The 18,775-nt window shown below is 64.1% G+C and carries 14 protein-coding genes and 1 riboswitch; of the genes, 6 read left to right on the top strand and 8 right to left on the bottom strand.

The window, feature by feature from the left end:
- Nucleotides 1–25 precede the first annotated feature (25 nt).
- Nucleotides 26–193, bottom strand: coding sequence for a hypothetical protein (locus IVB42_RS18170; RefSeq protein ID WP_247297243.1), 168 nt, complete (start codon nt 191–193; stop codon nt 26–28).
- Nucleotides 194–456: 263 nt separating this feature from the next.
- Here IVB42_RS18170 and recA point away from each other — a divergent pair, with 263 nt between their 5' ends.
- The 3 genes from recA to IVB42_RS18155 all read left to right on the top strand — a co-directional run bounded on the left by recA (nt 457) and on the right by IVB42_RS18155 (nt 3,667).
- Nucleotides 457–1,545, top strand: coding sequence for a recombinase RecA (gene recA / locus IVB42_RS18165; RefSeq protein ID WP_026233157.1), 1,089 nt, complete (start codon nt 457–459; stop codon nt 1,543–1,545).
- 103 nt (nt 1,546–1,648) lie between these two features.
- A complete protein-coding gene (locus IVB42_RS18160) occupies nt 1,649–2,635 on the top strand; it encodes a hypothetical protein (RefSeq protein WP_247368167.1) in 987 nt (328 codons plus the stop codon).
- 9 nt (nt 2,636–2,644) lie between these two features.
- Entirely contained in the window at nt 2,645–3,667 is a 1,023-nt protein-coding gene (locus IVB42_RS18155; RefSeq protein ID WP_247470710.1) for a hypothetical protein, read from the top strand.
- Between the two features lie 102 nt (nt 3,668–3,769).
- Here the strand turns inward: IVB42_RS18155 and gcvP are convergent, their stop codons facing one another.
- From gcvP to gcvT, 3 genes are all read right to left on the bottom strand, one after another.
- Nucleotides 3,770–6,634: an aminomethyl-transferring glycine dehydrogenase gene (gene gcvP, locus IVB42_RS18150; RefSeq protein WP_247297348.1), complete on the bottom strand. Its 2,865-nt coding sequence runs from the start codon at nt 6,632–6,634 to the stop codon at nt 3,770–3,772.
- A gap of 157 nt (nt 6,635–6,791) precedes the next feature.
- Entirely contained in the window at nt 6,792–7,160 is a 369-nt protein-coding gene (gcvH, locus tag IVB42_RS18145) for a glycine cleavage system protein GcvH (RefSeq protein ID WP_085349374.1), read from the bottom strand.
- Between the two features lie 11 nt (nt 7,161–7,171).
- Nucleotides 7,172–8,320 (bottom strand): glycine cleavage system aminomethyltransferase GcvT, encoded by a 1,149-nt coding sequence (gcvT, locus tag IVB42_RS18140; protein WP_247297248.1) that lies wholly within the window; start codon nt 8,318–8,320, stop codon nt 7,172–7,174.
- A 159-nt stretch (nt 8,321–8,479) separates the two neighbouring features.
- Nucleotides 8,480–8,569: riboswitch (glycine riboswitch) on the bottom strand.
- Between the two features lie 222 nt (nt 8,570–8,791).
- Between gcvT and alaS the strand changes: the two genes are divergently transcribed.
- Together alaS and IVB42_RS18130 are read left to right on the top strand one after the other, a co-directional pair.
- Nucleotides 8,792–11,485 carry an alanine--tRNA ligase gene (alaS, locus tag IVB42_RS18135; protein WP_247297250.1) on the top strand — a complete coding sequence of 898 codons (2,694 nt, stop codon included), beginning with the start codon at nt 8,792–8,794 and terminating at the stop codon, nt 11,483–11,485.
- A gap of 4 nt (nt 11,486–11,489) precedes the next feature.
- Complete coding sequence (locus IVB42_RS18130) at nt 11,490–12,716, top strand: cyclic nucleotide-gated ion channel (protein WP_247368163.1); 1,227 nt, start codon at nt 11,490–11,492, stop codon at nt 12,714–12,716.
- Between the two features lie 4 nt (nt 12,717–12,720).
- On the opposite strand, the gene IVB42_RS18125 is transcribed toward IVB42_RS18130, so the two are convergent.
- Both IVB42_RS18125 and IVB42_RS18120 read right to left on the bottom strand, forming a co-directional pair.
- Nucleotides 12,721–13,215 carry a DUF3455 domain-containing protein gene (locus IVB42_RS18125; protein ID WP_247368161.1) on the bottom strand — a complete coding sequence of 165 codons (495 nt, stop codon included), beginning with the start codon at nt 13,213–13,215 and terminating at the stop codon, nt 12,721–12,723.
- A gap of 99 nt (nt 13,216–13,314) precedes the next feature.
- Entirely contained in the window at nt 13,315–14,529 is a 1,215-nt protein-coding gene (locus tag IVB42_RS18120) for an NADP-dependent isocitrate dehydrogenase (protein WP_018456365.1), read from the bottom strand.
- 357 nt (nt 14,530–14,886) lie between these two features.
- On the opposite strand from IVB42_RS18120, the gene IVB42_RS18115 reads away from it, so the two are divergent.
- Nucleotides 14,887–16,086, top strand: coding sequence for a TrmJ/YjtD family RNA methyltransferase (locus tag IVB42_RS18115; RefSeq protein WP_247297255.1), 1,200 nt, complete (start codon nt 14,887–14,889; stop codon nt 16,084–16,086).
- 60 nt (nt 16,087–16,146) lie between these two features.
- Here IVB42_RS18115 and IVB42_RS18110 read toward each other — a convergent pair whose 3' ends face one another.
- Together IVB42_RS18110 and IVB42_RS18105 are read right to left on the bottom strand one after the other, a co-directional pair.
- Nucleotides 16,147–17,850 carry an amidohydrolase gene (locus IVB42_RS18110; RefSeq protein WP_247470707.1) on the bottom strand — a complete coding sequence of 568 codons (1,704 nt, stop codon included), beginning with the start codon at nt 17,848–17,850 and terminating at the stop codon, nt 16,147–16,149.
- A gap of 171 nt (nt 17,851–18,021) precedes the next feature.
- Nucleotides 18,022–18,771, bottom strand: a complete 750-nt coding sequence (locus IVB42_RS18105; RefSeq protein ID WP_247297259.1) for a hypothetical protein — start codon at nt 18,769–18,771, stop codon at nt 18,022–18,024.
- Nucleotides 18,772–18,775: the final 4 nt, after the last annotated feature.

Raw genomic sequence — 18,775 nt, 5'->3', positions numbered from 1 at the left:
CCGTCGCCAGCGCGGTCCCAGCGGCCTAATGAACCTTGATCGCGTCCAGCGGCAAACGGAGTTCGGCGGCACGCTCTTCGCGGTCTTTCTTGCGGAACTCGTTTTCCTTGCGCTCGAACTTGCTCAGCTCCTCCCGCGCCGCCTCCAGCAGCGGAGTGCGCCGGGTCGTATCGTGATGCGTGTTGTCCGTCATGACTGAAGTCCCCTCAGTTGCGGTCCCATCCAAGAGTCCATCCAGGAGAAGGCCGCAGACCGCGAAAGGTTCGTGCCGCAGGATGACGGAATTCTGACGGTGTGCGGGTCATCCGTCTTTGATGCGCGTCAGCCAGAGCGTGCAAATTCCCAAAAGAACATATTGCGAACCTAGAACAAATAGGGTACATTGTTTTTATCGCCGCGCCGCCTCGCCAATCGTTTGTCCCTCACGCGAATCCTCGTCATAAGGAGCACGACCCGATGTCCACCACTGCCTTGCGTATCGTCGAAGGATCCTCCATGGACAAGAGTAAAGCTCTCGCCGCCGCGCTCTCCCAGATCGAGCGTCAGTTCGGCAAGGGCTCGGTGATGAAGCTCGGCAAGAACGACCGTTCGATGGATGTCGAGGCGGTCTCTTCGGGCTCGTTGGGGCTCGATATCGCGCTCGGGATCGGCGGCCTGCCGAAGGGGCGCGTCGTGGAGATCTACGGGCCGGAATCCTCGGGCAAGACCACGCTGGCGCTGCACACGGTGGCGGAAGGGCAGAAGAAGGGCGGCATCTGCGCCTTCATCGACGCCGAGCACGCGCTCGACCCGGTCTATGCGCGCAAGCTGGGCGTCAATATCGACGAGCTCCTGATCTCCCAGCCGGACACCGGCGAGCAGGCGCTGGAAATCTGCGACACGCTGGTGCGCTCCGGCGCGGTCGACGTGCTGGTGATCGATTCGGTCGCGGCGCTGGTGCCGAAGGCCGAGCTCGAGGGCGAGATGGGCGATGCGCTGCCGGGTCTGCAGGCGCGTCTGATGAGCCAGGCGCTGCGCAAGCTGACGGCGTCCATCAACAAGTCCAATACCATGGTGATCTTCATCAACCAGATCCGCATGAAGATCGGCGTGATGTACGGCTCGCCGGAGACCACCACCGGCGGCAACGCGCTGAAATTCTATGCTTCCGTCCGCCTCGACATCCGCCGCATCGGCGCGATCAAGGAGCGTGACGAAGTGGTCGGCAACACCACGCGCGTCAAGGTCGTCAAGAACAAGCTGGCGCCGCCGTTCAAGCAGGTCGAGTTCGACATCATGTACGGCGAGGGCGTCTCCAAGATGGGCGAGATCCTCGATCTCGGCGTCAAGGCCGGCATCGTCGAAAAATCCGGCGCATGGTTCTCCTACGACAGCCAGCGTCTTGGCCAGGGCCGCGAGAATTCGAAAGCGTTCCTGAAGGCCAACCCCGACATCACCGCCAAGATCGAGACCTCGATCCGCCAGAACTCCGGCCTGATCGCCGAGCAGATTCTGGCCGGCAGCCCCGAGCGTGACGCCGACGGCGAGGAGCCGGCGGACGAGTAAGCTTCAACAGTAAAGTTTTTCGCGAGGAGCGGGCGCTGAGGACGTTGAGTTGCCGACGTCTTCGGCGCCTGTTTCGTTTGGCGTGGGGGCACCGGGTGGTGCGATGAAGCGTCTGATCTTGACCAGTTCGTCCGGAGGCCAGCTCGCACGATCCGGGTTGGCGGAGCTTGTCATCTCATCCTCGTTTCACTTTGAGTGGGGACCGCTGCCCTCGCCCGAGAAGCTCGCAGCCTATTTCGCGCCGCGTTCGGCGAATCTCGGGCCTGGTGATCATTGGTCTGATTGGGGCATCCGGTGGCCCAAGAGCATCAAGGATCGCAAAGACTTGTCCCTTGCGGACTTCTGCGAGCAATATGACTTGGTTGAACTTTGGTTCGACCCAGCTCCCCGGGATCAATTGCAGCTCGTCTGCCTGCTGGACCACCTCAGCTCCTGCTCCTCGCTGGTGCCAAAGCTTCGACTTCGACTTGTCTCATCCGAGCTGACGACAGCACACGGTGAGGATCTCGCTGCGTCCGAGCCGCACATCCATGTCGTGCCTGTTAGGGACCAGGAGTTCGAGACTGCCCGGTTGGCGTGGTCGGCCTACCGTGCGATGACCCCTGAGGCGTGCGTCGATCTCCTTCACCAGGATCTCAGTGCATTGCTGATGCTGCGCCCGGCCTTGCTCGATCTCTTGGCAGAACTGCCGTCGCCTTTCACGGGTCTCGGTGCGACCGAGATGCGATTTCTGGAGCTCCTTGCCAGAGGGTTTGCAAACACGAATGCGTTGTTTCACCTGCGCTCGCAACGGCGCACATATGTGTTCGGAGAATTTGAGTTGGGTTCGTTGCTCGAGGGGCTCGCGCTCGGCCCCAACCCCGTAGTGGCCGGGTTGGGCGACGAACTGCGCACGATCGATCGCGAAAATTTAAGAGCTCGGCACGAGGTCTATCTCCGCAGCCGGTTGTCGTTGACCGAGTTCGGCAGGGCCGTCCTGGCCCATCAGGAAGATTTCAGTCGCCACAATCCGATCGATCGCTGGTGGGGCGGCACGCACCTGACCAATGATCGGCTGTGGCGTTACGGTAATGTTTTGACGAAGCCTTGAGACCACGGCATGACGCGGCTCATTGTCACGACCGACTCGTCCATCGCCGGCGCTATTCAACAGGCGGGCCTTGCCGACCTCGTGATTGCCATCGAGCGCCGGCTGGTCTGGGGACCGTTGCCAGCCGATGCAGAGCTGGACGCATTCTTTGCGCCGCGTACGACACAGCCCCGCGGGCTTCACTGGCTCGACGATACGCCGTCCTGGCGTCTCGAGGAATCAGGCGTGAAGGATCGAGGACTGATTGAACTGCTCGCGGAATATGACACGGTCGAGTTTTGGCGAGGGCCGGAGCCAAATGCGCAATTGATCCTGCTCTGGCTGCTCGATCATTGGGGCCGCCGACACGATGCAAATCCCGACTTTGTCGTGCGCTCCCTGTTCTTGGGTGTCAGGGATTTCGACCCACCGCGAAGCGAACTCTACCCGCCGGCTGTCGCGATCACACCTCGTCAACTCAAATCGGCCAAGCGTGCATGGCGGGCCTATCGCGCGTCGGCCCCGCAAAGGTGGCGGGATCTCTTCAAGACGGATTTGAGCTGGCTGCCACAACTCGCCCCCCACGTGAGGGCTCTTCTCAACGAGCTTCCGCGCCCCGCCTCAGGCCTTGGAGCCACCGAAGCGCGAATACTCCAGCTCATCGCGCGAGGCGGCATGCAGCCTTTCGATGTCTTTCCGGGCCACCAGAAGTGCAACGGGCTGGATGTGTATGGTTATTGGGAAGTTGGAGCGCTGCTTGACGGCCTTGCGCGGTGCGAGAGGCCGGCGGTGTCCGGACTGGATGAAGGTCCGTTTTCGCTAGAGATGCACGACGATTCCAGTCAGTTCGATCGGTACAAGCGATCGCAATTGACGCTGACCGAGTTCGGTAAGGCGGTGCTGGGAGGCGACCAGGATTTCCGCCGGTACAACCGGATTGATCGCTGGTGGGGCGGCACTCACCTGACCAACGAGCGGCTCTGGCGGTGGGACCCCGAGACCCGCTCGTTGGTTGCGCCCAAAATGCGTGTTCCGTGCCGGAGGGTGGGTTAGCGAAGTGTAGCCCACCTCTTCCATTTCGCCAGAGACAGAAGTGGTGGGTTACGCCAGCGACTGCGCTTCGCGCAGCCGGTGGCTAACCCACCCTACAAACGGTTACTCCGCCGCCTCCGCGTAATCGCTCACGGGCGGGCACGAGCACACCAGATTGCGGTCGCCATAGACGTTGTCGACGCGCCCCACCGGGCTCCAGTATTTGTCGGTGCGCGAGGTGCCCGCGGGGAAGCAGCCCTCGGCGCGGGTGTAGGCGCGCTTCCAATCGTCGTCCGCGATGTCATGCACGGTGTGTGGGGCATGACGAAGCGGCGACGCCTCGATCTTGAAGCGGCCTGCTTCGATCTCGGCGATTTCCTTCCGGATCGCGATCATGGCATCGCAGAAGCGATCCAGCTCCGCCTTGGATTCCGACTCGGTCGGCTCGATCATCAGCGTGCCCGGCACCGGAAAACTCATGGTGGGCGCATGGAAGCCGTAATCGATCAGGCGCTTGGCGATGTCGTCGACGGTGACGCCTGAGGTCGTCTTCAGCGCGCGGGGATCGACGATACACTCGTGCGCGACGCGGCCCTTTTCGTTCTTGTAGAGCACCGGGAAGTGCGCATCGAGCCTTGCTGCGACGTAGTTGGCGTTGAGGATCGCGATCTCGGTGGCGCGCTTGAGGCCTTCGCCGCCCATCATCAGAATGTAGATGTAGGAGATGGTGAGGATCGAAGCCGAGCCGAACGGCGCGGCCGAGACCGGCCCCACGGGCGCTTTCCCATCCGTCGCGGGATGACCGGGCAGGAACGGCTTGAGGTGCGACTTGACGCCGATCGGGCCCATGCCCGGGCCGCCGCCGCCATGCGGGATGCAGAAGGTCTTGTGCAGGTTGAGATGGCTGACATCGGCGCCGTAATCGCCGGGCCTGCTAAGGCCGACCTGCGCGTTGAGGTTGGCGCCGTCGAGATAGACCTGCCCGCCATGGCCATGCACGATCTCGCAGATCTCGCGGATGTGCTCCTCGAACACGCCATGGGTCGAGGGATAGGTGATCATGACCGCGGCGAGGTCGTTCGAATGCTTCTCGGCCTTGGCGCGGAGATCATTGACGTCGACGTCGCCGTTCTTCTCGCAGGCGACCACCACCACGTCCATGCCGACCATCGCGGCCGAGGCCGGGTTGGTGCCGTGCGCGGAGGAGGGGATCAGGCAGATCTTGCGATGCGTCTCGCCACGCGCCGCGTGATAGCCGCGGATCGCGAGCAGCCCGGCATATTCGCCTTGCGCGCCCGAGTTCGGCTGCAGCGAGATCGCGTCATAGCCGGTGATGTCGCTCAGCCATTTTTCCAGCCGCGCGAACAGCGCGTAGTAGCCCTTCGCCTGCTCAGGCGGGGCGAACGGATGCAGGCTGCCGAATTCCGGCCAGGTCAGCGGCATCATCTCGGTGGTCGCGTTCAGCTTCATGGTGCACGAGCCGAGCGGGATCATCGCGCGGTCGAGCGCGAGGTCGCGGTCGCTGAGCTTGCGCATGTAGCGCAGCATCTCGGTTTCCGAGCGATGCGCGTGGAAGACGGGGTGGGTGAGGAAAGAGGTCGCACGCTTGAGCGTCTCCGGCAGCGCCTCGCGCGTGGTGGCGTCGATCTCGGCGTATGCAAGCTGCCCGCCGAAGGCGCGCCAGACTGCTTCCACCGTTGCGGGCGTGGTGGTCTCGTCGAGCGCGATCCGCAATGCAGTTTCGCCAGCGCCGAGATTGATCTTCTCGGCCGCCGCGCGCGCCACGATTTCGGTACGCTTCGCCCCTGCATCCACGCTGAGCGTGTCGAAGAAACTGTCGGACTGCAGCGCAAAGCCGAGCTTGCGCAGGCCGGCAGCCAGCACCGCCGTGCGGCGATGCACATTGCGCGCGATCTGCGAAAGGCCTTCGGGGCCGTGATAGACCGCATACATCGAGGCGATCACGGCGAGCAGCACCTGCGCGGTGCAGATGTTGGAGGTCGCCTTCTCGCGGCGGATGTGCTGCTCGCGGGTCTGCAGCGCGAGGCGATAGGCCGGCATTCCGCGCGAATCCACGGAGAGGCCGACGATGCGGCCGGGCAGCGAACGCTTCAGCGCATCGCGCACCGCCATATAGGCTGCGTGCGGCCCGCCATACCCCATCGGCACGCCAAAACGTTGCGCCGAGCCGATGGCGATGTCCGCGCCGAGCTCGCCGGGCGAGGCGAGCAGTGTCAGCGCCAGCAGATCGGCGGCAATGATCGCGAGTGCGCCCTTGGCCTTCAGGCTGGCGATCGCGGGCCTGAGGTCGCGCACAGCGCCTGACGAGCCCGGGTATTGCAGCAGCGCGCCAAGCACGTCCGTCTTGTCGAGATCGGTGAGGGGGTCGCCGACGACCAGGGTCCAGCCCAGCGGCTCCGCGCGGGTGCGCATCACGGCGAGCGTCTGCGGATGCACGTCCTTGTCGACGAAGAAGGCCTTTGCTTCGACCCGCGAGTGCCGCTCGGCGAGTGCCATCGCTTCGGCGGCCGCGGTGGCTTCGTCGAGCAGCGAGGCGTTGGCGACGTCGAGCCCGGTGAGGTCACAGATCATGGTCTGGAAGTTGAGCAGCGCCTCCAGCCGGCCCTGGCTGATCTCGGGCTGGTAGGGCGTGTAGGCCGTGTACCAGGCCGGGCTCTCCAAGATGTTGCGCTGGATCACCGCGGGCAGGATCGTGCCAGAATAGCCCTGGCCAATCAACGAGGTGAAGACCTGGTTCTGGGCGGCGAGTTCGGCCATATGCGCGATCGCCTCGGTCTCGCTCAAGGGCTTGCCGAGATCGAGTGGAGCAGTCTGCCGGATCGAAGCCGGCAGCGTCTGCGCCATCAGCGCGTCGACGCTGTTTGCGCCGACGGCCTCGAGCATCGCGGTGACGTCGCGCGTGGAGGGGCCGATGTGGCGGCGAACGAAGCTCGTGGTATCGCCGTTGGATTTGCGGTGCGCGGTCATCATGGGTCCTCGCTAGGAGTTGCTGTCATCGCCCGCGAAGGCGGGCGATCCAGTACGCCGCGGCCTCTCGGCTGTAGCCGAAGCGGCTGCGTTTACTGGATGCCCCGCCTTCGCGGGGCATGACAGTGAGTATGGGGAGACGGCTCGGCTCATATCTTCACGCCGTATGGGCCTTGTACGCCGCTTCATCCATGAGGCCGCCGAGCTCGCTCTTGTCGGCCATCTTGATCTTGAAGAACCACGCATTGCCCTGCGCGTCCGAGTTCACCAGCGCCGGCTCGCTCGCGAGCTCGGGGTTGGTCTCGAGCACCTCACCGCTAACAGGCGCGTAGACGTCCGATGCGGCTTTGACCGATTCCACGACAGCGGCGGCTTCCGCCTTCTTCAGCACGCGGCCGAGCTTGGGCAATTCGACGAACACGACGTCGCCGAGCTGCGATTGCGCGTAGTCGGTGATCCCGACGGTGGCGACATCGCCGTCGATCGCGAGCCATTCGTGGTCGGAGGTGTAGAGCGTCGTGGTCATTTTCTCGGTCCTCAGCGTTTGTAGGTGTTTTTCACGAAGGGCATGGCGGCGATTTGCACGGCCAGGCGTTGGCCGCGCACCTCGGCGAAGAGTTTTGTGTCGATCGCGCTCGATGCGGTGGGCACATAGCCCATCGCGACCGGCGCATTCAGGCTCGGGCCGAAACCGCCCGAGGTGACCTTTCCGATCGGCTCGGCGGAGGTCGCATCCGCAAACAGCAGCGCGCCTTCGCGCACCGGCGCGCGGCCCTCGGTGCGCAGGCCGACGCGGCGGCGGGATGCGCCATGGTCGAAATGGGCGAGAATCTTTGCCGCGCCGGGGAAGCCCCCGCCACGCGCGCCGCCGGTGCGGCGGCTCTTCTGCACCGACCATTCCAGTGCCGCCTCGACCGGCGTGGTCGCGGTGTCGATGTCGTGGCCGTAAAGACAAAGCCCGGCCTCGAGCCGCAGGCTGTCACGGGCGCCGAGCCCGATCGGCATGACGTCAGGATTGTCCAGCAGGGCCTTGGCGAGCCGTTCGGCATCGCCGGCAGGAACCGAAATCTCGAAGCCGTCCTCGCCGGTATAGCCGGAGCGCGAGACGAAGCAGTCGAGGCCGGCAACCTTGTGCGGGCCGGAATCCATGAATTTCATGGCGGGCGCCTCTGCACATAATTTCGCCAGCGCCGATTCCCCCTTCGGCCCCTGCAGCGCGATCAGCGCGCGGTCAGCCAGCTGCTCGATGACGCAATCGTCCGAGAGATTCGCGCGCAGATGCGCCTCGTCCTCGGCCTTGCAGGCGGCGTTGACGACCAGGAAGAGGTGATCGCCGAAATTGGCGACCATCAGATCATCCAGAATCCCGCCCTCGGCATTGGTGAACTGGGCGTAGCGCTGCCGGCCAGGCGCGATCGCCAAAATATCCTGCGGCACCAGCCGTTCCAGCGCGCGGGCGGCGTCCTCGACCTTGCCGGATTTCGGCCGGAGTGCGATCTGGCCCATGTGGGAGACGTCGAACAGGCCGGCTGCGTTGCGGGTATGAAGGTGCTCCTTCAGGACTCCGGCCGGATATTGCACCGGCATGTCATAGCCGGCGAACGGCACCATCTTGCCGCCGAGCGAGACATGCAGGTCGTAAAGCGGGGTGCGTTTCAGGGAGTCTTTGTCGTCACGCGCAAGCATCGGGGGGCCCTCGGCGGTTCCCCGGGAACGATTTCCCGTGGACACCAGTCGAAGCCCCATCTGTCGCTGTGCCTGAGAGTATTATCCCGTCGGCGGACGCTGTCCGAACCTACCCTTTAAAAGGTCTTGGCCCGTCGGCGCCTCTTTCCAGATGCTGTCAAAGCCACGCGGTCCTTTTGCCTGAGAGTTTCCGGGGCGGTTGCTCCTTCGGCGCCGGCTACCAGTGCCGGTCTCTCCCGACGTGGCCGTACGATAGAGATAGGTAAAGACCACAGGCCGGCCAAGCCTGTCAACGCGGCATCGGCGGCTTTCCAACGGATTACGCGACTGCGGCAACGCCTTGATCTGGTTGCACAGTTTCTGGACAGCGAAGCTGGCCTTGTCTAAAAGCGCATTGGCCCGCAGATATCAGCCCAAACTTGCGGTTTGGATGGCTGGAAGGCGGGTGCAAGCACACCCGATTGGATGAAAATGAGCGGCGTCAACGAGATCAGGTCGACCTTTCTGAATTTCTTTGCCGAGAACGGCCACGAGATCGTGTCGTCCTCGCCATTGGTGCCGCGCAACGATCCGACGTTGATGTTCACCAATGCCGGCATGGTGCAGTTCAAGAACGTCTTCACCGGCGTCGAGAAGCGGCCCTATCAGCGCGCCACCACCTCGCAGAAATGCGTGCGCGCCGGCGGCAAGCACAATGACCTCGACAATGTCGGCTACACCGCGCGCCATCTCACCTTCTTCGAGATGCTCGGCAACTTCTCCTTCGGCGACTATTTCAAGGAGCGCGCGATCGAGCTGGCCTGGACGCTCATCACGAAGGAATTCGGGCTCAAGAAAGACAAGCTGCTCGTCACGGTCTACCACACCGACGACGAGGCGGCTGGACTGTGGGAGAAGATCGCGGGCTTCTCCGACGACCGCATCATCCGCATCCCGACCTCGGACAATTTCTGGGCGATGGGCGACACCGGCCCGTGCGGGCCGTGCTCGGAGATCTTCATCGATCGCGGCGAGCACATCTGGGGCGGGCCTCCGGGCTCGCCTGAGGAGGATGGCGATCGCTTCCTCGAATTCTGGAATCTCGTCTTCATGCAGTACGAGCAGGTGACGAAGGAGGAGCGCGTGGCGCTGCCGCGTCCCTCGATCGACACCGGCATGGGGCTGGAGCGCATGGCCTGCATCATGCAGGGCGTCGATAGCGTGTTCGAGACCGACCTGTTCCGTCATTTGATCGACGCGACGGCGTCGGCGCTCGGAAGCGGACCGGACGAGAAGACCGTGGCCTCGTTCCGCGTCATCGCCGACCATCTGCGTTCGTCGGCCTTCCTCGTCGCCGACGGCGTGCTGCCCTCGAACGAGGGCCGCGGCTACGTGCTGCGCCGGATCATGCGCCGCGCGATGCGCCATGCGCAGCTGCTCGGTGCGCAAGAGCCGCTGATGCATCGCCTGGTCTGGGCGCTGGTGCGCGAGATGGGCCAAGCCTATCCGGATCTGATGCGCGCGGAAAATTTGATCGAGGAAACGCTGCGGCTGGAAGAAACCCGCTTCCGCAAGACGCTGACGCGCGGCCTCGCCATTCTCGACGAGAAGAGCGCGTCCTTGAAGAAGGGCGACATGTTCGACGGCGACGTCGCCTTCACGCTGTACGACACTTACGGCTTCCCGCTCGATTTGACGCAGGACGCGCTGAAGTCGCGCGGCATCAGCGTCGACCAGGCCTCCTTCACCGATGCGATGGAGCGTCAGAAGGCCAAGGCGCGCGAATCCTGGAAGGGGTCTGGCGAGGCGGCTTCCGAATCGATCTGGTTCCCGCTGCGTGAGAAGCTGGGCGCAACCGAATTCCTGGGCTACGAGACCGAGAGCGCTGAAGGCGTGGTCACTGCGCTGGTCAAGGACAGCAAGGAAGCCACGAGCCTCAAGGCCGGCGAGCTAGGGGCGATCGTGCTGAACCAGACGCCTTTCTACGCGGAGTCCGGCGGCCAGGTCGGTGACACCGGCGTATTGACCGGCGAGGGCGGCATCAAGTTCCGCGTCACCGACACTCAGAAGAAGCTCGGTGATTTCTTCGTTCACGTCGGCACATTGGAGAGCGGCGAGCTGAAGCTCGGCACCGCGCTGCAGCTCGAAGTGGATCACGGCAGGCGCTTTTCGATCCGCGCGCATCATTCGGCGACCCATCTCATCCACGAGGCGCTGCGCCAGGTGCTCGGCGACCACATCGCCCAGCGCGGCTCGATGGTCGCGCCGGATCGTTTACGTTTTGACTTCGTGCATCCGAAGCCGATCACGGCGGAAGAGCTCGCGCGCGTCGAGGACATCGCCAACGAGGTGGTGCTGGAGAATGACGAAGTCTCGACCCGCGTCATGGGCGTGGACGAGGCCCGTGAGGCCGGCGCACGCGCCCTGTTCGGCGAGAAATATGGCGACGAGGTTCGCGTCGTCTCGATGGGCCGGACCGCGCGCGAGCGCGGCGCCAACGCTCTCGGCTGGTCGGTCGAACTTTGCGGCGGCACGCATGTCAGGCGGACCGGCGACATCGGGCTGATCACGCTGACGGGCGAGAGCGCGGTCGCCTCCGGCGTGCGCCGCATCGAGGCTTTAACCGGCAACTACGCGCGAAAACACGCCAACGACACCATGGCGCTAGCGAAGACCGCGGCCCACGAGCTGCGCACCTCGATCGACGACGTCCCGGCGCGCATTGCCGCTCTGATGGAGGAGCGCAAGAAGCTCGAGCGCGAACTCTCCGACGCCCGCAAGAAGCTGGCGATGGGCGGCGGTGCAGCTTCGAGCAACGGCGCGGCCTCAGGTGTGCGCGAAGTCGGCGACGTCAAGCTGATGGCGCGCGCGGTCGAGGGCATCGAGATGAAGGATCTCAAGAGCCTTGCCGACGACGGCAAGAAGCAGATCGGCTCCGGCGTCGTCGCTATCGTCGGCGTCACCGAGGATGGCAAGGCCGGCGTCGTGGTCGGCGTCACCGCGGACCTCACTTCGCGTTTCAATGCGGTCAATCTGGTGAAGGTCGCCTCCGAAGCGCTCGGCGGCAAGGGCGGCGGCGGGCGGCCCGACATGGCGCAGGCCGGCGGCCCTGATGGCGAAAATGCTGCCGCGGCGCTCACGGCGATCGAAAAAGCCATGGCTGAACAAAAATCGGCCGGCGCGTAGGCAGGTGCGCCCCGTTCCGCGAGGAATTGGGCTTCGCGATCCCAATCTGAGGGATCGCCTCTACGAATTGCTGGAGCATGATCCGCTGGCCTACTCGGTCGGGTCGCGCTTCATCCAGCTGATCATCGGCGTCATCGTGCTCGATGTCGCCGCGATGATCCTTGCCTCGGTGCCGGAGCTGGACGCGCAATTCGGCGCGCTGTTTTCGGCGATCACCATCCTGTCCGTGATCGTGTTCGCGCTGGAATATGCGGCGCGGCTGTGGACCGTGGCGGGCCATACCCAGCGCGCAGCGTCCGCGCTGTCCGACCGGCTCAGCTATGTCTTCTCCGCACTCGGCATCATCGATCTGCTCGCGTTCCTGCCGGCTGCGATCGTGCTGGCCACGGGCCGGCATGCGACGCTGGCAGCGCTCGGCGTGCTGCCGTTCTTCAAGCTGGTGCGCTACTCGCCGGCGATGCGGTCGCTGCTCGCGGCCGTGCACGCGGTGCGGCGGGCGCTGATCGGCTGCATCGTCATCCTGATCGGCGCGGTGCTGACGTTTGCCTCGCTGCTCTATGCCATCGAGCGCGACGTGCAGCCGGACAAGCTCGGAACCATTCCGCAGGCGATGTGGTGGGCGATCGTGACGCTTGGCACCGTCGGTTACGGCGACGTCGTGCCGGTGACGGCGCTCGGAAAGTTCATCTCCGTCTTCACCATCATCAGCGGCTTTGCCATGATCGCGCTGCCGGTCGCGATCATCTCGACGGCCTTTGCGGAAGAGGTGAAGCGGCGCGACTTCGTGGTCACCTGGGGCATGCTGGCGCGGGTGCCGCTGTTCTCGCATCTCAGCGCATCCGAGATCGCCGACATCATGCGGCTGCTGCGGGCGCGCACGATCGAGCAGGGCGAGATCCTGGTGCGGCGGGGCGATGCGGCTTCGTCGATGTATTTCATCACCGCCGGCGAGGTCGAGATCGCGCTGCCGAACCAGCAGGTGCGGCTCGCGGATGGCACATTCTTCGGCGAGATCGCGCTGCTGCATAAGACAAAACGCAGCGGCACGGTGACGGCGACACGCAAGAGCCGGCTGCTGGTGCTCGACGCCCAGGACTTTCACGCCTTGATCGAACGCATGCCGACGCTCGCCGCGCACGTCCACAAGACGGCAAAGGCGCGGCTGGAGGGCAGCGGCGACCTTGCAGTGGCGGAGCTGGCGCAGGTGGAGCGCGACGGCACCGACCGCTGAGGGCTCAGCCCTTCTTCAGGAAGACGTAGTCGGCCGAATAGGGCGCGCTCTTGAAGTCGCCGGCCTTGTCGCACGCGCCGTCGAGCTTGCCGCCATGGGTGTTGATGCGCTGAACCGTGGTAACGGGCGTGAGGACGCCGCTGCCGCGGTGGGCGGTCACTTCCAGCTTCAGCCAGGGAATGTCGGCGGCAGTGGTACCCGGCGCATTGCCGGCGGCCTTGGCGGCCACGGCGCTGCCGTCGGCATGCTCCCAGTTCGGTCCGGCATAGTGCCGGCCGATCGTCTTGCCCTCGGCGAGCAGGGTGGCGATCGGTTCACAAAAAGCCCAGGCGAGCTTGCCGTCGGTGCCGGCCTTGCATTCATAGACCTGCGCGCCCTCGGCGTGGACGCTGAGCACGATGCTCTCGCCGGGCGCGGCGATGGCGTCGGGAAGCGGGTCGGCGGCCACAGCCGGTCCAGCGAGCAGCAACAGGCAGGGGACGGCAAGCTTGATCGACATGGTCGCATCTCCGCGCAAAGGTCCAAATAAGCGAACGGGCCGCGTTTGCGACGCGGCCCGTGATGATGTCCGGCCCAGTCGGGCGAAATTGCGGACGGCTTACGCCGCCAGCGCCTTGCCGAGGTTCTCGGCGACCTTGTCGAGGAAGCCGGTTGTCGAGAGCCAGCGCTGGTCGGCGCCGACCAGGAGCGCGAGGTCCTTGGTCATGTAGCCTTCCTCGACAGTGTCGACGCAGACCTTCTCCAGGGTGTTGGCGAACTTGGCGAGCTCGGCATTGTTGTCGAGCTTGGCGCGGTGCGACAGGCCACGGGTCCAGGCGAAGATCGATGCGATCGAGTTGGTCGAGGTCTCCTTGCCCTTCTGATGCTCGCGGTAGTGGCGGGTCACCGTGCCGTGGGCGGCTTCGGCTTCTACCGTCTTGCCGTCGGGGGTGAGGAGAACCGAGGTCATCAGGCCGAGCGAGCCGTAGCCCTGCGCCACCGTGTCGGACTGCACGTCGCCGTCGTAGTTCTTGCAGGCCCAGACATAACCGCCGGACCATTTCAGCGCGGAGGCGACCATGTCGTCGATCAGGCGGTGCTCGTAGGTCAGGCCCTTGGCGTCGAATTCCTTCTTGAACTCGCGCTCGTAGATGTCCTGGAAGATGTCCTTGAACCGACCGTCATAGACCTTCATGATCGTGTTCTTGGTCGAGAGATAGACCGGGTAGTTACGCAGCAGGCCGTAATTCAACGATGCGCGGGCGAAGTCGATGATGGAATCGTCGAGATTGTACATCTGCATCGCGACGCCGGCGCCGGGGGTCTTGAACACTTCCTTCTCGATGACGGTGCCGTCCTCGCCGACGAACTTCATCGTCAGCGTACCCTTGCCCGGGAACTTGATGTCGGTGGCGCGATACTGGTCGCCATAGGCGTGGCGGCCGATGATGATCGGCTTGGTCCAGCCGGGAACCAGGCGCGGCACGTTCTTGCAGATGATCGGCTCGCGGAAGATCACGCCGCCGAGGATGTTGCGGATGGTGCCGTTCGGCGACTTCCACATCTGCTTGAGGTTGAACTCCTTCACCCGGGCTTCGTCCGGGGTGATCGTGGCGCACTTGACGCCGACGCCGACCTTCTTGATCGCCTCGGCGGCGTCGATCGTGACCTGATCGTTGGTGTGGTCGCGGTACTCCATTCCCAGGTCGAAATATTGCAGCTCGACATCCAGGAACGGGTTGATCAGCTTGTCCTTGATGTACTGCCAGATGATCCGGGTCATCTCGTCGCCATCGAGTTCGACGACGGGGTTGGACACCTTGATTTTTGCCATGATCGGGGAAGCCTCTTGGGAACGGCGCTTGTGGCGCGCCACGGGAATATCCGCCGCCTCTTAGCACCGGGACGCGGCCGGCGAAAGCCAAGGGATTATGCACTTTTAGCTCATCCAGCCTCCGCAGATGGGGGGCGGGAGCAGCCCTGCCGCGGGGACCGGGCTGAGGTTTCAGGCGAGATTCAAAAGTCGAATCCAACCCGTTATTTCCCTTGAGAATTTCGTCAGGACAGGCAAACGACAGGCGAACGGGCGCCGGCCCAAGACCGAGGTCAGACCAGGTCAGGACCGGCCTTGAATCAATTCATGAAGAGCGCCTGTCCAAGACCTTGAGAACCAGTGTGAAAGCGAAGCGAGATGTCCGGGACTGACAAGAGCAAAGCGGGCCTTTCTCTCGACGGTCCCATCGTGATCCTGGTCGAGCCGCAGCTGGGCGAAAACATCGGCATGGCCGCGCGCGCCATGGGCAATTTCGCGCTGAGCCGATTGCGCATCGTCAACCCTCGCGACGGCTGGCCCAACATCGCCGCCCAGCGCGCCGCCGCCGGGGCCGACTATATTCTGGACAAGGTCGAATTGTTTGACACGGTCGGTGAGGCCGTCGCCGACCTCGACCTGCTGTTCGCCACCACCGCGCGTCCCCACGACCAGGCCAAGCCGGTGGTGGGACCGGAAGCCGCAGCTAGCGAGATTTCCGGGCACGCCGCCGCCGGCGGCAAGGCCGGTATCCTGTTCGGCCGGGAGCGCTGGGGCCTGACCAATGAGGAGGTCGGGCTCGCCAACCGCATCATTACGTTCCCGGTCAATCCGGGCTTTGCCTCGCTCAACCTCGCCCAAGCGGTGCTGCTGGTCGGCTACGAATGGTTCAAGCGGGCGACCTCCGGCGAGCTGCCGCACGCCATGCCGGAGCGCTCCGAGCGCGCCTCGCAGCACCAGATGCAGGCCTTCTTCGACAATCTCATCCGCGAACTCGACCGGGTCGAATTTCTGCGCCCGGCCGAGAAGCGCGACACCATGCTGGTGAACCTGCGCAACATCTTCACCCGGATGGAGCCGACCAAACAGGACATGCACACCCTGCACGGCGTGGTGATGGCGATCGCGGAGGGACGGAAAGGACCGGCCAAGGGCGGCGTGCTCGACGGCGAGCAGGCAACGCGCCTGCGCGCGCTGTTGGCCGAGCACGGGCAGGGTGGCGGCGTGCCCGACAGCGGCTCCACCGTGCGCGGCCTCGCCCGTCTGCTCCGCCGCAACCCAACCGATGCCGAGCGGCTGCTTTGGCAGGCCCTTACACGCGACCGCCGCTTCGCAGGCCAGTTCAAGCGCCAGACTCCTGTGGGGCGGCATATCCCGGACTTCGTCTCGTTCCCGCACCGGATCGCGATCGAACTGGTGAACACGGGCGAGAATGAGACGATCGTCGCGGATCGCGCGTCGCGGCGGGCGTGGCTCGAGGCGCGCGATTATCGCGTGATCGAGATGCGGGCTGCGGACGTGGAGCGGGATCTCGAGGCGGAGCTGGTACGGTTGCAGGGGATGATCGAGCAGAGCGTGTAGATTTCGTCGGGAAGCAGAGCGAATGGTCGCTGTCGCTCACCTTGGCCGATCAGGGCCGGTTCAGCGCTGGAAGACCACCTTGCCGCCGACCAGGGTTAGGTCCACCTTGATGTCCTTGATCTGCTCCTCCGGCACGGCCGCGTGGTCAGCAGAGAGCACCACGATGTCCGCCAGCTTTCCGGGCTCAATGGTCCCTTTGCGCGCTTCATCGAACGTATAACGCGAAGCCGCGCTGCTGTAGAGCCGGAGGGCCTGCTCGCGCGTGATGGTTTCTGCCGAGCCGTAGACGTTTCCGTTGGGGTCCTTCCTGGTGACCATGATGTACATGTTGAGGAAGGGGTTGATCGGGTTGACCGGAAAATCCGTCCCGGCGCCGAGGCTGTTGAGCCCCATTTTTTCGATCAACGTCCTAGTCGGCACGGCGCGGTCGGCGGTTGCTTTCCCGAGAAATCGTTCGACGGTCGCTGCCTTATCCCACATGAAAACGTTCTGGAAATCTATGCGGACTCCCAGTCTTTGCGCACGCTCCATCTGTTCTGGCCGGATCAGGCTGGCGTGGATGAGGACGAAGCGACGGTCGCGGATCGATTTTTCTTTATCCGCTGCCTCGAAGGCATCGAGCACCTGGTCAATACCCAGATCGCCCACCACGTGGACACCGACACGCCAGTCATAACGGTTGCAGACGGAGATGAGTTGCTTCAGCCGCTCGGGAGTCTGCTGCGTGATGCCGTGATAGTTGTCGTGTGAATCGGGATACACGTCACGCATGAGCGCTGTCTTCAGCGTCATGCCGCCGTCGTAAAAGATCTTGATGCCCGCGAACTTGAGCCAATCGTCGCCGAAGCCTGATGAGGCCCCATTGCCTGACATGATCGCTTCCCATGCCGTCACATCGGCTGGGGGCTCCGGTCGAAACATCACGCCGGTGCGCAAAGTGGCTTTCCCGGCTGCGACAAGCTTCTGCAGCGTGCGGACATCGCGCGGCTCTGTTGCGCCTTCGATCACACTGGTGATGCCGAAGCTGTTCAGCACACCTTCGGCGATGGTGAATTGCCGCATTTCGTCGTCTTCTGTCCAGGGTGGTACGGCCTTCTCGACCCGATCGATCGCCGTCTCCACGAGCACGCCGGTCAATTCACCGGCTGCGTCGCGTTCAAACTTTCCACCACTCGGATCCGAGGTGGTCTTGTCGACACCGACCACTTGTAGAGCCATGGTGTTCGCCATCGAGAAATGCCCGACGGTGCGAAGATAGACCGGGTTGTTCGGAGCAACGCTATCGATCTCCTGCCTCGTGAGATAGCGCTTCTCGGCCAATTGCGAGGGCGGGTGCCACGCGCCACCTACAATCCACTCACCCGGCTTCTTCTTGGTGACGAACGATTTGATGGCCTCGAGCGCGTCCGCAACGGTCTTGGCTCGGCCCAGGGTTACGACATAGTCGCCCAGACCAGCGGCCTTGAAGTGAGCGTGTGTATCGATCAATCCGGGGATGACGGTCTTGCCAGACACATCGAGCACGCGGGTCCGGGCGCCTGCAAGCGCCTTGATCGAAGCACTGGTTCCGGTCGCGATGATCTTTCCATCCGCGACGGCGACTGCCTCCGTGACGGTCGATCGGTCGTCTAAGGTCAGAACCTTGCCATTAACGAGGACCAGGTCAGGCGCATTAAGCTCCGGCTGCTGTGCCTCGGCATTTGCGACGCCAGCGATGAACATGCCCGTAGCAAGGATTGCAAATGCCTTTAACTTGCGGACCATCGCGTACCCTCTTGGATCTTTTTTGCTTGGCGACAACTGCAAGAATATCTTTGATTAAACGTGGGTTCAACGCTTCTCGAGGCTTGGCAGCGTCGCACGGTGGCTAAAGTGGAGTGCTCCCGTGGTTAGCTGGAAAGCTGGCCCTCCTGGTACCGGGCACCCATGTCCCCTCTACGAAGGACGTCCGAGCTGCACTTCGCGCTGGACCGCAATCCATGTCGCTCGCGCCACCGCCAGCAATCTCCCGGCTTCATCGTGAAGCGCAGCTTCGGCCGCGCGTTTGCGGCCGTCGCGGCCGATGGGCCAGGCCGTGATGATGCAGCGTTCTCCCGGGCGCGGGCGGGCTTCGATCCGTGCTGACATTCGCCCCAGCAGCAGCGGTGCCTTGTCGAAGCCGCCGCTCTGTGGATCGCAATTGCAGGCAAAACCGGTGGGGCAGTCGAGCGCCGACCAGAGGAATTCCGGCGCGACGAGGCCGTCGTCGGCGGCGAGATTCTGATCCGGCGTCCAGCTCGCCGCGAGAACGGCGTTGTGACCACGGAGCGCGCCGGCAAAAATGCGCAAGCCGTCGCCTTTCGCCCTTGCCGGACCGCACACGAAACATGTCGGCAATGGATGCTCGTGCGGCTTGACCGGCGTCAGCAATTCGGCGGCGCAGGCGTCCTCGAAGCTGGCTGTCTCCAGTCGCGAAAGCTCCACGCTTGCCGGCTGCCCGGTCGCGACGATCTTGTTGCCGTCGCGAAGCTCCCATGTGCCGTCGTCGGTTGCGACCGCATCGAGCGGAGTGTCCAGCGGCGGCGGCGCGCGCAGCGTTATCTCCGCGGCGCCGGGAATGTGGCGGGCGAGCCGGCCGCAGACATAGCCGCCGTTGCCGGAGTTCGGAGGACCGCAAAAGCGTTTGTCGATGATGATCTGTGTCATCGGT

The sequence above is a fragment of the Bradyrhizobium sp. 45 genome, assembly GCF_023073155.1.
GTDB lineage: Bacteria > Pseudomonadota > Alphaproteobacteria > Rhizobiales > Xanthobacteraceae > Bradyrhizobium > Bradyrhizobium canariense_D.
Note: the sequence above shows the minus strand (reverse complement) of the source record. Positions and strands in the feature narration are given on the sequence as shown.

What these genes read in the sequence shown, in the direction of transcription:
- IVB42_RS18170 (WP_247297243.1), bottom strand. Translation starts at nt 193, where the DNA reads ATGACGGACAACACGCATCACGATACGACCCGGCGCACTCCGCTGCTG.
- recA (WP_026233157.1), top strand. Translation starts at nt 457, where the DNA reads ATGTCCACCACTGCCTTGCGTATCGTCGAAGGATCCTCCATGGACAAG.
- IVB42_RS18160 (WP_247368167.1), top strand. Translation starts at nt 1,649, where the DNA reads ATGAAGCGTCTGATCTTGACCAGTTCGTCCGGAGGCCAGCTCGCACGA.
- IVB42_RS18155 (WP_247470710.1), top strand. Translation starts at nt 2,645, where the DNA reads ATGACGCGGCTCATTGTCACGACCGACTCGTCCATCGCCGGCGCTATT.
- gcvP (WP_247297348.1), bottom strand. Translation starts at nt 6,634, where the DNA reads ATGACCGCGCACCGCAAATCCAACGGCGATACCACGAGCTTCGTTCGC.
- gcvH (WP_085349374.1), bottom strand. Translation starts at nt 7,160, where the DNA reads ATGACCACGACGCTCTACACCTCCGACCACGAATGGCTCGCGATCGAC.
- gcvT (WP_247297248.1), bottom strand. Translation starts at nt 8,320, where the DNA reads ATGCTTGCGCGTGACGACAAAGACTCCCTGAAACGCACCCCGCTTTAC.
- alaS (WP_247297250.1), top strand. Translation starts at nt 8,792, where the DNA reads ATGAGCGGCGTCAACGAGATCAGGTCGACCTTTCTGAATTTCTTTGCC.
- IVB42_RS18125 (WP_247368161.1), bottom strand. Translation starts at nt 13,215, where the DNA reads ATGTCGATCAAGCTTGCCGTCCCCTGCCTGTTGCTGCTCGCTGGACCG.
- IVB42_RS18120 (WP_018456365.1), bottom strand. Translation starts at nt 14,529, where the DNA reads ATGGCAAAAATCAAGGTGTCCAACCCCGTCGTCGAACTCGATGGCGAC.
- IVB42_RS18115 (WP_247297255.1), top strand. Translation starts at nt 14,887, where the DNA reads ATGTCCGGGACTGACAAGAGCAAAGCGGGCCTTTCTCTCGACGGTCCC.
- IVB42_RS18110 (WP_247470707.1), bottom strand. Translation starts at nt 17,850, where the DNA reads ATGGTCCGCAAGTTAAAGGCATTTGCAATCCTTGCTACGGGCATGTTC.
- IVB42_RS18105 (WP_247297259.1), bottom strand. Translation starts at nt 18,771, where the DNA reads ATGACACAGATCATCATCGACAAACGCTTTTGCGGTCCTCCGAACTCC.